Origin of the sequence: Tatumella citrea, from assembly GCF_002163585.1 — a bacterium.
Classification (GTDB): domain Bacteria; phylum Pseudomonadota; class Gammaproteobacteria; order Enterobacterales; family Enterobacteriaceae; genus Tatumella; species Tatumella citrea.
Genome location: NZ_CP015579.1, coordinates 2,426,938 through 2,439,917, shown reverse-complemented (window position 1 = coordinate 2,439,917; position 12,980 = coordinate 2,426,938). Strand labels below are relative to the sequence as shown.

12 protein-coding genes are annotated in these 12,980 nt (G+C 51.9%); 2 read left to right on the top strand and 10 right to left on the bottom strand.

The genetic code is table 11. From position 1 onward, the window contains the following. Positions 1–19: 19 nt before the first annotated feature. The 7 genes from A7K98_RS11630 to A7K98_RS11600 form a co-directional block, all read right to left on the bottom strand. A complete protein-coding gene (locus A7K98_RS11630) occupies positions 20–1,351 on the bottom strand; it encodes an LLM class flavin-dependent oxidoreductase (protein ID WP_087488708.1) in 1,332 nt (443 codons plus the stop codon). A 33-nt stretch (positions 1,352–1,384) separates the two neighbouring features. Further along, a complete protein-coding gene (locus tag A7K98_RS11625) occupies positions 1,385–2,266 on the bottom strand; it encodes an ABC transporter substrate-binding protein (protein ID WP_087488707.1) in 882 nt (293 codons plus the stop codon). 38 nt (positions 2,267–2,304) lie between these two features. Continuing rightward, positions 2,305–2,991 carry an ABC transporter permease gene (locus A7K98_RS11620; protein WP_232461532.1) on the bottom strand — a complete coding sequence of 229 codons (687 nt, stop codon included), beginning with the start codon at positions 2,989–2,991 and terminating at the stop codon, positions 2,305–2,307. After that, positions 2,979–3,608 carry an ABC transporter permease gene (locus A7K98_RS11615; RefSeq protein ID WP_087488706.1) on the bottom strand — a complete coding sequence of 210 codons (630 nt, stop codon included), beginning with the start codon at positions 3,606–3,608 and terminating at the stop codon, positions 2,979–2,981. Before A7K98_RS11615 ends, A7K98_RS11620 begins: the two co-directional genes overlap by 13 nt. Beyond that, positions 3,605–4,678, bottom strand: a complete 1,074-nt coding sequence (locus A7K98_RS11610; protein WP_087488705.1) for an ABC transporter ATP-binding protein — start codon at positions 4,676–4,678, stop codon at positions 3,605–3,607. The genes A7K98_RS11615 and A7K98_RS11610 overlap by 4 nt, the downstream gene beginning before the upstream one ends. A 204-nt stretch (positions 4,679–4,882) precedes the next feature. Next, positions 4,883–6,208 carry a CitMHS family transporter gene (locus A7K98_RS11605; protein WP_087488704.1) on the bottom strand — a complete coding sequence of 442 codons (1,326 nt, stop codon included), beginning with the start codon at positions 6,206–6,208 and terminating at the stop codon, positions 4,883–4,885. Positions 6,209–6,240: 32 nt separating this feature from the next. Beyond that, positions 6,241–6,936 (bottom strand): RraA family protein, encoded by a 696-nt coding sequence (locus A7K98_RS11600; RefSeq protein WP_087488703.1) that lies wholly within the window; start codon positions 6,934–6,936, stop codon positions 6,241–6,243. A 121-nt stretch (positions 6,937–7,057) separates the two neighbouring features. On the opposite strand from A7K98_RS11600, the gene A7K98_RS11595 reads away from it, so the two are divergent. After that, complete coding sequence (locus A7K98_RS11595) at positions 7,058–7,999, top strand: LysR family transcriptional regulator (protein WP_087488702.1); 942 nt, start codon at positions 7,058–7,060, stop codon at positions 7,997–7,999. Here A7K98_RS11595 and A7K98_RS11590 read toward each other — a convergent pair. Next, positions 7,993–8,595 carry a glutathione S-transferase gene (locus tag A7K98_RS11590; protein WP_087488701.1) on the bottom strand — a complete coding sequence of 201 codons (603 nt, stop codon included), beginning with the start codon at positions 8,593–8,595 and terminating at the stop codon, positions 7,993–7,995. The two genes, A7K98_RS11595 and A7K98_RS11590, sit on opposite strands and share 7 nt — an antisense overlap. 218 nt (positions 8,596–8,813) lie before the next feature. Between A7K98_RS11590 and A7K98_RS11585 the strand changes: the two genes are divergently transcribed. Continuing rightward, positions 8,814–9,761 carry a LysR substrate-binding domain-containing protein gene (locus tag A7K98_RS11585; RefSeq protein WP_087488700.1) on the top strand — a complete coding sequence of 316 codons (948 nt, stop codon included), beginning with the start codon at positions 8,814–8,816 and terminating at the stop codon, positions 9,759–9,761. Between the two features lie 99 nt (positions 9,762–9,860). Here the strand turns inward: A7K98_RS11585 and A7K98_RS11580 are convergent, their stop codons facing one another. Together A7K98_RS11580 and A7K98_RS11575 are read right to left on the bottom strand one after the other, a co-directional pair. Further along, complete coding sequence (locus A7K98_RS11580; RefSeq protein WP_087488699.1) at positions 9,861–11,186, bottom strand: c-type cytochrome; 1,326 nt, start codon at positions 11,184–11,186, stop codon at positions 9,861–9,863. 10 nt (positions 11,187–11,196) lie between these two features. Further along, entirely contained in the window at positions 11,197–12,969 is a 1,773-nt protein-coding gene (locus A7K98_RS11575) for a GMC family oxidoreductase (RefSeq protein ID WP_087488698.1), read from the bottom strand. Positions 12,970–12,980 lie beyond the last annotated feature (11 nt).

Here is a 12,980-nt window from a genome sequence, read left to right as displayed (position 1 = left end):
CCTGCCGGAAAACAGCCAATTACCCCTGAACGAACTGATTGGCGATGGCCGGTAGTCCGAGTTTTTCCCGCAGATTCCCGGCAGCATACTGTTGACGCATCACCCCACGTTGCTTTAACAGTGGAACGACTTCCCGGGTGAAGTTTTCAAAATCTGTCGGCAGATACGGGAACATCAGATTAAACCCATCCGCAGCACCACTGTCGAAGATCGCGGTTAGCTGATCAGCGATTTCCTCCGCGGTTCCTGCCAGCAACCAGCTATCTGAACTCTGCAGTAACTGTCGGCCAATCTCAATCAGTGGCATCGACGGGTCGTAGCCTTTGATCACTTCCAGCAGAGTGCGGATACCGTCAAAGTTCTCAACATCAGGCAATTCCGGCAATGGCAGATCTCGTGGATACTGACGCAGATCTATTTTCAGGTATGAAGAGAGCAGGTCTATAGCCATTTCATCTCCTGACAGCTGTCGGTTCAGTGCCAGCCGTTGTGCTTTTTCTTCCTCATACCGGATAACCACCGGTAACACACCGGCAATGATTTTTAGTGATTCCGGCTGACGTCCGACACTGAGCAGTCGCTGATTCATATCCTCGCGGTAGGCGAGACCCTGTTCGATGGAGCGAATAAACACAAAATGCATATCCGCATACTGTGCGGCCAGTTGTTTGCCGGCATCCGAGGAGCCTGCCTGCACCAGCACCGGACGCCCCTGAGGTGGTCTTGGGACATTCAGCGGGCCACGGACCCGAAAATAGTCCCCCTGGTGATTCACAATATGGACTTTATCCGGATCGGCAATGACTCCGGTCTGTTTATTAAACAGCAGTGCGTCATCCTGCCAGGAGTCCCATAATTGAGTCACCACACGAATAAACTCTGCTGCCCGTTGATAACGGTCCTGATGAGAAGGCAGGGTGTCACGACCAAAGTTGGCCGCTTCTTCCGGCAGCCATGAGGTTACAATATTCCAGCTGACCCGCCCTTCGCTGATCCAGTCCATTGAGGCAATAAACCGCGCCAGATTATAGGGGTCGTGATAGGTCGTAGATGCTGTTCCCATCAGCCCTATATTTTGGGTAACCGCAGCCAGGGCAGATAGCAGCGTCAGCGGCTCCAGACGCAGATTAGAGTATTCTGTCAGCCCTGACGGAACGCTGTCCCAGACGCTGTAGTGATCGGCGATAAAGATATTATCCAGGGTAGCGGCCTCGGCCTGAGCCGCCAGCTGTCGGTAATACTCCAGAGAAAATATCTGCTGATCGGCGGCGGCCGGATGCCGCCACGAAAAGCGATAATCTCCCTGAGGGTTATAGAAAAACAGATTTAATATCAGCTGTCGTGACGACATATACCGCTCCGTTACAGGGTTTATCCGCAGTGATTAGAGATTTTTTTTCACCCAGTCATCGGCCACAGTCGCCGGATCGGCATGTTGCAGATCAACCTGCTGATTCAGTTCGGTCAGGGCTTTATTATTCAGTTTCGCTGATACTTCATCCAGCGTCTGGCTGATCTGTGGAGTCAGAACAGCCTTTCTGACCAACGGAACCACATTCTGGCTGGGTTGTTCATGTTTATCGTCCTGCAATACCACCCAGTCTTCTTTTGCCAGGTTGCCCTGAGTAGAGACCACCGTGGCTACATCGATTCGTTTAGAGTTAAGCGCCATACGGGACAGCGGGCCACCCATATCCAGGGTCTCAACCCGTTTAAATTTGATTCCGTAAACCCGCTCCAGTCCCGGCAGACCTAATGCGCGGGTCACGACTTCCGGCGGGCCACCTACGACCAGCTTATCAGCCACTTTTGCCAGGTCAGACAATGTTTTCAGATGATATTGCTTCGCTGTTTCGGCGCGTACCGCCCAGGCAGTGGTAGATTCAGCCGGAGAGGCCTGCAACAGTGTAAATTCGGCGGGAAGGACTTTTTTCAGTGCGGCTTCGACATCCTGCTGCTGTGTCACTTCCGTTTTCGGGTCATAGTAGTTGAGCAGAGCACCGAGATACTCAGGCACAATATCAATCTCGCCGCTTTTCAGCGCAGGAATAATGATTTCCCGGTTGCCGAGATTCAGGCGGGTTTTCACCTCCAGTCCTTTCTTCTTCAGAGCCTCTGCATAGATATTTGCCAGAATCGACTGTTCAGAGAAATTAGCGCCGCCGATAGTCAGGGTTTCGGCATGTGCGGTAGCTCCTGCCAACAGTACGGCAGCCCCCAGTAGTGACAGAATCGGTGATTTCAGGTGTAACGATAGTTTTTTCATACAGAGAACTCCGGGGTTAATAAAACAGATGTTGTCCGTTACGGCTGAGCGGAGTAGCCAGGGCTGTGGCGGAACAGTCGGCGGCGTAACACCAACAGCAACAGATCACAGACAATGGCCAGCACCGAGACGATTAATGCACCAGAAATGATTTGCGGCACATCCTGTTGCCCCAGACCATCGATAAGAAAGCGCCCAAGCCCGCCGGCTCCGGCATACGCAGCAATCACTGCAGTGGCAATCAGTTGCAGCAAAGCGGTGCGGAAACCACTGAAAATTAGCGGCATGGCTAACGGTAACCGTAAGCCGGTCAGGCTTTGCCAGCCCGTCATTCCCATCGCCCTGGCCGCATCACACAGTTGTTTATCGGCATGATAAATTCCGGCATAGGTATTGGTGACAATCGGTGGCAGAGACATGGCAATCAGGGCAATAAATACCGGCAGATCGGTAAAACCTATCAGCAGAATAAACAGCAGGATCAGGCCAAGCGAAGGTATGGCGCGCCCGGCATTAAACAGGTTGATAAACCAGAAAGCGATACGCGGGCGGTACCCCAGATAAATACCTGCCGGTACTCCGATTAGGGTGGCAATCACAATACTGACGGAGACATACCAGCCATGCTCGGCAATCCGCTGTAAAATGCCGGAATCTCCGGTCCAGTGTCCGGCATCGGTCAGCCAGTGAAAGGTCGCGATAAAGGTCGCTATTATCTGTTCCATGGCATAATCCACTGGCCGGTGCGGGCAATAACAAAATCAAAGCAGAAAGATAACAACAGGCTAAGGAACAGGCTGACCCAAATCGGGGTCAGAAAATCCTGATTAAAACCCGCCAGTAACAGCTGACCCAGGCCACCCTGACCAATCAGCGAGGTGACGGTCACCAGCCCGACCAGAGTGACAGAAGCAATCCGCAGACCACTGATCACTGCCGGCAATATCAGAAAAAATTCCACATCGAAAAAACGCTGAATCCGTCGATAGCCAAGAGCACGCGCCGATTCCAGCACATCCGCAGGCAGTTTCTCCATTCCCGCCAGCAGATTACTCAGCAAAATCAACAGAGAATACAGAGTCAGTCCGATAACAGAAGTCGTGACACTCAGGCCTGTGAACGGAATCAGCAGAATGAAGAGGGCCAGCGACGGAATGGTAAACAGCACACCGCATAAAGCGACAATAGGTTGAGCCGTGGCTGGCCAGCGCAGGATTACCAGTAAGCAAAGGGCGCTCAGCAGTGAGCCAAAAAACAGGGAATAAACCACCATCTGCACATGTTGCCAGCTCAGATTTGCGATCATCGCGCTGTTGGTCACAATCCAGTGCCAGTCAATCATCGGCCAATACCCTCCAGGTGAGTGTCCAGACTCTGGTTCAGAAGCGCAAGCGACAGAACTCCGCAATAGCGGCCATCAGCATCGGTTTTGACCAGCAGCCCGTGCGGCGCGGTCAGTAACTGATTACAGGCAAAGCGCAGCGACTCCTGTAAACCGATGGTCTGCGGCTGCGGGCTGCCCTCTGTCTGCCAGTGTAACGGTCGTAATTCTTCGTCCAGCACCAGTACTGGCGCATTTGCCAGTTGTGGGTGCGGGCTGCTTTGCGGCAACGCCCGGCTACCTGTCAGCGGTACATCATATTGTGGAGTGGAGGAGACGACTATTCTGTCCAGACGGCGCAGATTGGCTTCCGGACCAATAAACTGACGTACGAAATCATTGGCCGGATTGGCCAGAATCTGATCGGGAGTATCGTACTGAACCAGCGTTCCCCCTTGCTGAAATATGGCAATCCTGTCGCCCAGACGAATTGCTTCATTGATATCATGAGTCACCAGCACAATGGTTTTTTTCAGACGCTGCTGGATATGCAGTAATTCTCCCTGCAATTTATCCCTGACGATCGGGTCGATAGCAGCAAAAGGTTCATCCATTAACAGAATAGGGGGATCAGCTGCCAGCGCTCTGGCTATGGCGACACGGCCTTGCTGGCCGCCGGATAACTCATGTGGGTAACGTTTCAGCAGGCTGCGGTCCAGTGACATCAGATCCACCAGTGCCTCTATCCGTTCGGCAATCCGGGCGCGATCCCAGCCACACAGCAATGGCACAGTAGCAATATTGCGGAATACGGTACGATGCGGAAACAGGGCCGCATTTTGCATCACAAATCCAATCTGTCGTCTGACCTGAATAATATCTGACTGAGATAACAGTTTATTTTCAACATAGACCTGGCCGGCATCGGGAATATCCAGCTGGTTTATCATTCTCAGAATAGTGGTCTTCCCGCAACCACTGGGCCCGACAAAAGTACAGAATTCATTCTTGTTGATCACCAGGTTTAAATTACTGACCGCAGCGTGTTGGCTTCCCGAATAGGTTTTAAAAATTCCCTCAAGTTTAATCATATCCTGGTATCGCTTTAACAAAGAATAATAATAAGTATAGGAGAGATAGTAGTGATACGCCGGAAAGCTGCAAAATGCTGAATTGTTGTTTCTATTTTCAGAATAAGCAAAACGGGCAGGAGGTATTTTTCGGGGGACGGGTAAATTGCACAAGCAGTATCAGTAAATCAGCCCGGCGAACCGGGCTTAGGTGTTTTGAAACTCTTACAGCGGGACGGTTTGTAACACCACCAGTGAAAAAACCATGATGACCGAAAACAGAACCACAGGAATAAAGCAGAAACGAATATGGTCTTTTAGTTCAACGCCGGTCAGGCCAATCGCCAGGTAAGTGGTGGCGAACACCGGGCTAATCATCATGGTGATATTTTTTCCTACCACCATAGTCAGCCCCATTTGTTCCCAGCTCAGACCGTAATGGGTGCCGACTTTTGCCACCAGCGGATAAATTCCGTAAAAGAAGGCATCCGGACCGATAACAAAACCAATCAGACCACCCAGCAGACCCATAATAATGTGCAGATGTGCTCCCAGAGCATCCGGCATGACCTGCAGCACTACATCAGCCATTTCTGTCAGTATAGAGTTGTTACCGCCACCACTAAGAATGCCGACAAAGGCACCGGCAGCCATCACGGTGGCCGAAATCATATACGCGGAATAGGCGTACTTTTTCATTACCGCTTCCTGCTGTTTCAGCGACGGATAATTAACAATCATCCCCACTGAGAAGGCAGCCATAAAAATTACATAGGCCTGAATATGGGTGACCAGCAGCAATACAGTAGCGCCAACCACTAACAGTACATTGATGGCAAATACCCATTTATTGCGTGACGCACCTGGCCCGTGATCATTCTTACCGTTCAGCGAATCAGGCTCAGACAGGGTTTCGGGAATCGGTAAGCCCTGTGCCAGACGTTTCTTTTCAAGCAGCCCCAACACCAGCCCCATCACCAGCACGCAGACCAGACCGAATATCTGGGTTGGAATCAGCCGGTGGTAAAGTTCATTAACGTCCAGTCCGGATACTGCGGCCACCCGGGCGAGTGGGCCAGCCCACGGGGTGAAGTTGGTTACCCCCATTCCTGCGGCCAGCATGCATAATAAAACCACCGGCCGAAGTTTATAATGTTTGTATACCGGCAGCATGGCGCCGATAGTAATCAGCACAGACGGAACGGATGATCCATCAATATGAGCGACGGTGGCGATAATTCCGGTCACCATTACAATGGCGACCACATTATTACCGGCAATTCGTGTCAGCCAGTTGACCAGCGGCTGAAATACACCCGCTTCGGTCATAATACTGAAAAATATAATTGAGAATGTGAACAGTACAGCATTGGGCGCAACCTGCATTACGCCCTTCATAATATACTGATTCATTTGCATCGGAGTGTATCCGGCGCAAAAACCGGCGATCACCGACAGACAGATAAATAATGCAACCGGTGTCGCCTTTCCACGGATAAGGAAGAACATTAAAACGCCAATGAGCACATAGCCAACTAATGCAAGGTACATATTATTATCCTTATAGTTATAAAATGCTTCTATTACACCGGACAACCTGCTTTGCGTAATATCGAATTAAAACGTTCAGGGTCGCTGGTGCCACTGGCATTACTTTTACGGATAGCTTCTTCTTTCAGTAAATGAGCCTGGGCTCGTTGCAGTACAGCTGCAGCATCACGGGCCGGGATAGCTATAACCCCGTCGCTGTCAGCAAGAATCAAATCACCGGGCGCAACAGCCATACCGGCACAGGCAATTGGCGTGTTGACTTCACCAGGACCACTTTTATCAGGGCCGCGATGAGTATGTCCTTTAGCAAATACCGGGATCTCACCATCGGCCCATTCCGCCAGATCGCGGATGGCACCATCCACTACAAATCCGGAAATTTTCTTCGTCAGGGCAGTTGTGCGGATTAATCCGCCAATCAGCGCCTGGGTCAGACAGCCACTGCCATCAATAACAATCATATCTCCGGGCTGAGCCTGCTCCAGCGCCTTATGGATCATCAGGTTATCCCCGGGCCGGACTTTCACTGTGATAGCCGGACCACAACAGCTGATATTGACATCCTCGTGGTAACGCTGAAGCCCCAAAGTGCCGGTGATTCGGCCCATACAGTCACCAGCTACCGCGACCGGAATCTCGCGAAATGCCTCAATGATCTCCTGCGGGATCTCATTACGACGTTCAGCAATAAAAAAGCCTGCCGGCCAGACTGCGGATGAATTACTCATTTTTCCCCCCTTAACGTAAATACTGCAAAATGTCTGAACTTAATGTTCTAAGGCAGTATTGTCGCGGGCAATTATTTCCTCTAATGTACTTTTTTATCAAATCGATGAATTTAAGGAATAGATGTTGAATAACAGAGACCTGGACTATTTTATTGTCGCGGCAAGGATGTTGAATTTGGGAATAGCATCACAAAACCTCAATATCACTCAGCCAGCGCTTTCCAAGTCTATCGCCCGGCTGGAAAAAGAGTTGGGGATCAGCCTGTTCAGCCGCAGCGGCCGTGGTCTGATACTTACCGAAGCTGGCGAAGTGTTATATCAGCGCGGAATAATTTTGCAGCACTCCCGCGAAGAGATAGTGACTCTTATGGCCGAGCTGGGGAGCGGAAATAAAGGTGTCGTGCGGATTGGTAGTGCCGGATCGGCAACCCAGTATCTGTTACCGACCGTCTGCCGCCAGCTTCAGGAGGAAGCACCGGGAATTAAGCTGGAAATTCAGATTGGTATGAATGACATTCTGTTTGGCAAGCTGGAGCGGCATGAACTGGATATTATCATTGGGCCACTGGTCGATTATCACCAGCCGGTGGTGCAGTACCCGGTGACATCGGACCGCGTGGTGGTCGCAGCCAGCCGTAATCATCCACTGGCAGGTAAATCGGCCACCCTGCGTGAACTGGCACGTTACGGATGGATTTTACCGGCGGCCAGCGTACGGATGCGGCAATGGCTCGAACGGGTATTCGATCAGCATCACTGCCCGCCACCAGAGGTCAGAATTGAAGTCAGTTCACTGGCTGCGGCTCCGGACCTGATAGCCAGCAGCGGATTACTCAGTTTTATTTCTGAAAACAGTCTGGCGGAAGATGCTTTTTCCTCACGGCTGGCCAGGATAGATATTCCACAGCTGGTTATGGAGCGGCGGGTCGGTATTACCTGTCTGCAGGACGCCTGGCTTTCACCGGCGACCCGTAAGGTGATAGAAGTGACCCGCCGTTACGGTCAGACGGAAAATTCAGACAGCAGCGATGAGTCATCACCGCCTGAGAGTCCGTGTTACTGAGGAAACCGCAAAAATAGCGGCTGAGCTTCATAGTGTTCTGCCATGGCCTGCAGAACAGTAAACTCCGATTTATCTACCACATGCGGGACCATAAGCTGGATAAAACTCCAGACGACGGTCCCGGTCACTGCCACCTGGTCCGGATTATCGGAGGGCACATGAGTGCTTAACTGAGCTTCCCAACTCCGGCAGGCTTCGAGCAACTGCCCGGTGACCCGTTCAACCCAGGGCTGATATTGTTTATTCTCCGGGCGCAGACGATGTTCATGCACATGTTGTACCGTTTTCTCAGCGGCAATCAGGATAGTTCCGAGAATCTGTAAGTCTCTTGCCAGTGCCGCAGGCGCTGCAGGCAGTAGTTTTTTGTCTGGTGCAGCCAGGGTCTCGTAATATTGCAGAATCAGCGACGAATCGACTAACCGGCTACCATTATCAGTTAACAGGGTCGGGGCTTTGACCAGAGGGTTATAACCGGCAAATTCCTCGTAATCCCGGAATACTGACAGCTTAAGACTTTCAAAACTCACACCATACAGAGCCAGGGAAATGGCAGTTCTTCTTACATAAGGTGAATCCATCATGCCAATCAGTTTCATAAAGAGTCCATCAGCCGGAGTAAAAGAGGCAGTCCATAACGATAGGGGATGTACTGCTGTAGTCTCTTCAGACTAGCTGAAATTTCTGTGGCTAACATCAGTCTTTTCTGACGGTTTATGTAAGCCTGGCTAACATAAACCGGGCCAGATGAATGGCAGTGTGATCGTATATGCTACAGTCCGTTTATCTGTTTATCTGTTTATCTGTTGGAGTCTGAATGTCTGCTTTCCCACCGATCGCCGGATTAAGGAGCTTTGAAGCTGTTGCAAGGCTGGGCAGTGTTACACGGGCAGCCACTGAGCTGCACGTCACTCATTCAGCTATCAGTCAGCAAATAAAGACACTGGAGCAACTCACCGGGGTAAAACTATTTATCCGCCACGGGCGCGGGTTGCGGCTCAGCGAGCAAGGGCGGCTGTATGCGCTGCAAATTCGTCAGGCTCTGAATCAGATTAATGATGCAACCCGGCTGGTACAGGTACTACCGCGACGTGAAGAGTTGACTATTGCCGGGATACCGTCGTTTATCAGCCACTGGCTGGTTCCCAGGCTGTCCGGTTTTCGCCGTCAGTACCCGGAAATCACCCTGCGGCTGGTGGCGGGACTGGAAATTGGCGACCTGCAACAAGGAACGATCGACCTGGCGATCCGTATGGGGAAAGGGGACTGGCCTGCGGTTAGCTGCAGGAAGATGTTCAGTGACCAGTTGCTGGTGGTGGCTTCGCCGGACTTTAATGACGGGCAGTTGCCGGTGACGGCAGAACAGATTGCCGCCAGCAACATTATTTTCTCGATGGAGTCCTGGCAAAGCTGGTCGGAGAGTGCCGGATTGCAATCACCGGTGGTTCCTCAGGGGCTATGCATTAATGATTCGAACCTGGTGCTGGAGGCGGTCCGCTGTGGGCAGGGAATTGCCCTTGAACGACGTTCGCTGGTGCAGGAACTTATCCGTCGGGGAGAACTGGTGCAGTTAGGTGACTGTGTGGTGGCGTACCCGTGGGATTACTGGCGGGTTATTCCCTTATCCGTGGCTGAAAAGCCGGCGCTCGGGCTGTTTTGCCAGTGGCTGGATGAACAGGTTGAACAGTGGGAGGCAGAATTTGGCATCAAGGCTGGCGTAGCTGAACATCACGAGGTAAAGAGCGAAGACTCTGCAACTGAATAGCACGGAGAAACCACCACCTGAATTCAGGTGGTGGTGATAGCCGGGAGAGCGGTTGGTTCACTGCACTGCACCGCACAACCCGGTGAAACGGCGTAACCGTTATTTACCGCTGTCCTGAGAGGCGATGGAATCTCCCAGCCAGCTTTTTGCTCCGGTTGCTTTACGGGCTGCGCTCACCTGGTCAGCCGTGACGGCCGGAGCGGCGTTGCCCCAGCTGTTACGGATATAGGTCAGGGCCTCTGCAATATTAGCGTCAGACAGTTTCCAGCCGAACGATGGCATACCTGCAGCCGTCGGATTCGCATGGGTAAACGGTCCCTCGCTGCCATTCAGTACCACGTTTAGCAGGCTGGACGGATCTGCAGAATTTACCTGTGGATTGCCTGCCAGTGCCGGGATCATGTTGCGAATCCCTGCACCATCAGAAACGTGACAGGCACTGCACTGAGATTCAAACACTTTCTTGCCGGAGACCATTTGCTGGTCATCAGCCGTCAGAGCTGTCGGAACCTGTGGGTGAGAGGCAGGAATAGATTTCAGATAAGCCGCAATCGCGTTCAAATCATTATCATTCATATACTGCGTTGAATTCTCTACCGCTTCGGTCATCGGGCCTGAGGAGGCGGTGATACGGTTACTGCCGGAACGCAGGTAGCTGACAATATCGGCATTACTCCAGTTGCCTAAACCGGAATGAGGATCCGGCGTCAGGTCCGGTGCATACCAACCCTGCAATGCTCCGCCCTGCAGATAAGCAGAGCTGTCACCGCCCAGCATATTTTTGGCAGTATGGCAGGAAGCACAGTGCCCTGGTCCATCGACCAGATACTGGCCACGGTTAACCTGTTCGCTGGCCTGTGGATTAGGGGTAAATGCCGCATCTTTAAAGAACAGCATATTCCAGCCCGCCAGCGTCCAGCGCTGATTGAACGGGAATGGCAGCTGGTTTTCTACCACTTTATGGTTAACCGCTGGCAGGTTACGGATATAGGCCCATAAATCGGTCAGGTCTGCATCGGTCAGCCGTGAGTACGCCGGATAAGGCATGGCTGCATACAGATAGCCGTGAGAACCAACACCATGACGAACAGCTTTATCAAACTGTTCCTGAGTCCATCCACCAATACCGGTTTCCCGGTCAGAGGTGATGTTTGATGACAGAATTTTCCCGAACGGCGTTTGCAGAGCATAGCCCCCGGCAAATGGCTGGCCACCTTCAGCGGTATGACAGGCCGTACAGTCAGAAAGACGGGCAATATATTCGCCCCGTTTAATCTGGTCCTGCAGTGCCGGGCCCGTCTCCAGGCTGACGGTTTGTGGATAGTTTTTATGAATACCGTACTGTTCATAGGCGGTATAACCGAGTGCACCGGCAATGACTACCGCAGCGACCACGGAGATAACGCGTCGTGTTTTTTTAGCCATGAGAGTTTCCTTATCGTACCAGCGAACCCGGATTTTTCAGGTAGTCATTAACGATATGGTGCGCAGTCCATAACGTCAGGGCACTGAGAGTGATGGTCGGGTTATAACCGCCATTATTCGGGTAAGATGAGGCCCCGAGCACAAACAGATTGTGTGCATCCCAGTGTTGCTGGTAGCGATTCAGTACCGAGGTTTTCGGATCAAGCCCCATCACGGCACCGCCAATGGTATGAGAACTGTCATAGGCACGGAACGGTGAGTTGTGGGAGTCAGGGAACGCTTCGGTTATCCAGCTGCTGGCGCCGGAGACTTTACAGATATCTTCAATCCGGTCACGAATAAAACGCGCCATCAGACGATCATTCTGGTTGTAGTCGAAGGTCAGACGCAGCAGAGGCTGTCCGTTCTCGTCAGTGTAATTCGGGTCCAGTGACAGATAGGAATCACGGTGTGAATACGAGGTTCCCTGGCCCTGAATTTTGGCATAGTTCTGATAACTGTGGCGGAACGCTTTTTTCCACGCCGAGCCCCACATTTTGCTGCCGGCAGGCAGGCGGTCAGTCATACTTAACGGAGTCCCCTGATCTGACAGCGCCTGAATTCCGGCACCTCCCAGGAATCCAAGCCCGGTGTGGTCGAAGTTATCGCCATTGAAATCATCAATCTGGGTGGATAACGCGCCGGTAGAGATGAACGGGTTCATGTATTCATTTTCGTAATACAGATATCCCATCGACATGGTCTGGTAGTTATAGGCGCGACCGAGTGTACCTTCGCCTGTGGCGTGGTCGTAGGCTTTACCGATTTTCGACAGTAACAGCAGGCGCACGTTGTCTAACTGATACGCCGACAGGCAAACGATGTCTGCCGGCTGGAAGCCGGTGTTACCATCAGAATCACGGAAGGTCACACCGGTGACGGTTTTTTCATCGTCAGCTTTATTAATGTACAGCGCGGTACATTCGGTCAGCAGGGTAAAGTTGGTGCGATCCATCAGTGCCGGAACCACACAGATATTCGGTGAAGATTTAGACCAGTTACCACATCCGTAAAAACCGCAATAGCCGCAATAGGTACAAGGGGCCAGGTTAATGCCTAACGGGTTGGTAAACGCTGCACCGATGGTTCCTGCCGGAATAGGGAACGGGTGGTAGCCCATTTTAGTGGTGATATTATGGAAGGTATCGTTCCAGTGCGAACGGATTAATGGCGGTGTCGGGTACTCACTGGTACGGTTGCCTTCAAACGGATTTCCGCCTTCCTGAGTGGAGCCGTTAAGCACACCTGCTTTACCGGAAATACCGGCAATTTTTTCCACACGATCATAGAAAGGTTCCAGCTCTGCATAGCTAACCCCCCAGTCCTGAAGGATCAGGCCGTCGGCCAGCGGCATATTGTTATAGCGCTCTTTGTGACGGGTCGCCATCTCGAAATCAGAAGGGTTAAAACGCCAGGCATTGGCTGCCCAGTGTTTACCGGCACCACCTACACTGTAGCCCATCTGAAAGGCATTCCAGTCGCGGGCTGGCAGTGCTTTCTGGCTGCTGTCGTTACGAAAAGTCAGGGTTTCTACACGGGGCGGTTTCAGTATTTCGCGGCGTACGCCATAACGTAGTTCATCGGCAGCAATGGCGGGGGAGAAATTGCTCTGGGTCTGTTCCCAGGGGCCGCGTTCAATCGCAACCACATTTAATCCGGCGCGGGTCAGTTCTTCGGCCATCAAAGAGCCGGCCCAGCCGAGGCCGATAATAACGGCATCTGCTTTAGGTCTGGTGTAATTCATATTAAGCCTTC

Excerpts from the sequence above, each read along its gene's own strand:
- A7K98_RS11630 (WP_087488708.1), bottom strand. The coding sequence starts at position 1,351 with ATGTCGTCACGACAGCTGATATTAAATCTGTTTTTCTATAACCCTCAG.
- A7K98_RS11625 (WP_087488707.1), bottom strand. The coding sequence starts at position 2,266 with ATGAAAAAACTATCGTTACACCTGAAATCACCGATTCTGTCACTACTG.
- A7K98_RS11620 (WP_232461532.1), bottom strand. The coding sequence starts at position 2,991 with ATGGAACAGATAATAGCGACCTTTATCGCGACCTTTCACTGGCTGACC.
- A7K98_RS11615 (WP_087488706.1), bottom strand. The coding sequence starts at position 3,608 with ATGATTGACTGGCACTGGATTGTGACCAACAGCGCGATGATCGCAAAT.
- A7K98_RS11610 (WP_087488705.1), bottom strand. The coding sequence starts at position 4,678 with ATGATTAAACTTGAGGGAATTTTTAAAACCTATTCGGGAAGCCAACAC.
- A7K98_RS11605 (WP_087488704.1), bottom strand. The coding sequence starts at position 6,208 with ATGTACCTTGCATTAGTTGGCTATGTGCTCATTGGCGTTTTAATGTTC.
- A7K98_RS11600 (WP_087488703.1), bottom strand. The coding sequence starts at position 6,936 with ATGAGTAATTCATCCGCAGTCTGGCCGGCAGGCTTTTTTATTGCTGAA.
- A7K98_RS11595 (WP_087488702.1), top strand. The coding sequence starts at position 7,058 with ATGTTGAATAACAGAGACCTGGACTATTTTATTGTCGCGGCAAGGATG.
- A7K98_RS11590 (WP_087488701.1), bottom strand. The coding sequence starts at position 8,595 with ATGAAACTGATTGGCATGATGGATTCACCTTATGTAAGAAGAACTGCC.
- A7K98_RS11585 (WP_087488700.1), top strand. The coding sequence starts at position 8,814 with ATGTCTGCTTTCCCACCGATCGCCGGATTAAGGAGCTTTGAAGCTGTT.
- A7K98_RS11580 (WP_087488699.1), bottom strand. The coding sequence starts at position 11,186 with ATGGCTAAAAAAACACGACGCGTTATCTCCGTGGTCGCTGCGGTAGTC.
- A7K98_RS11575 (WP_087488698.1), bottom strand. The coding sequence starts at position 12,969 with ATGAATTACACCAGACCTAAAGCAGATGCCGTTATTATCGGCCTCGGC.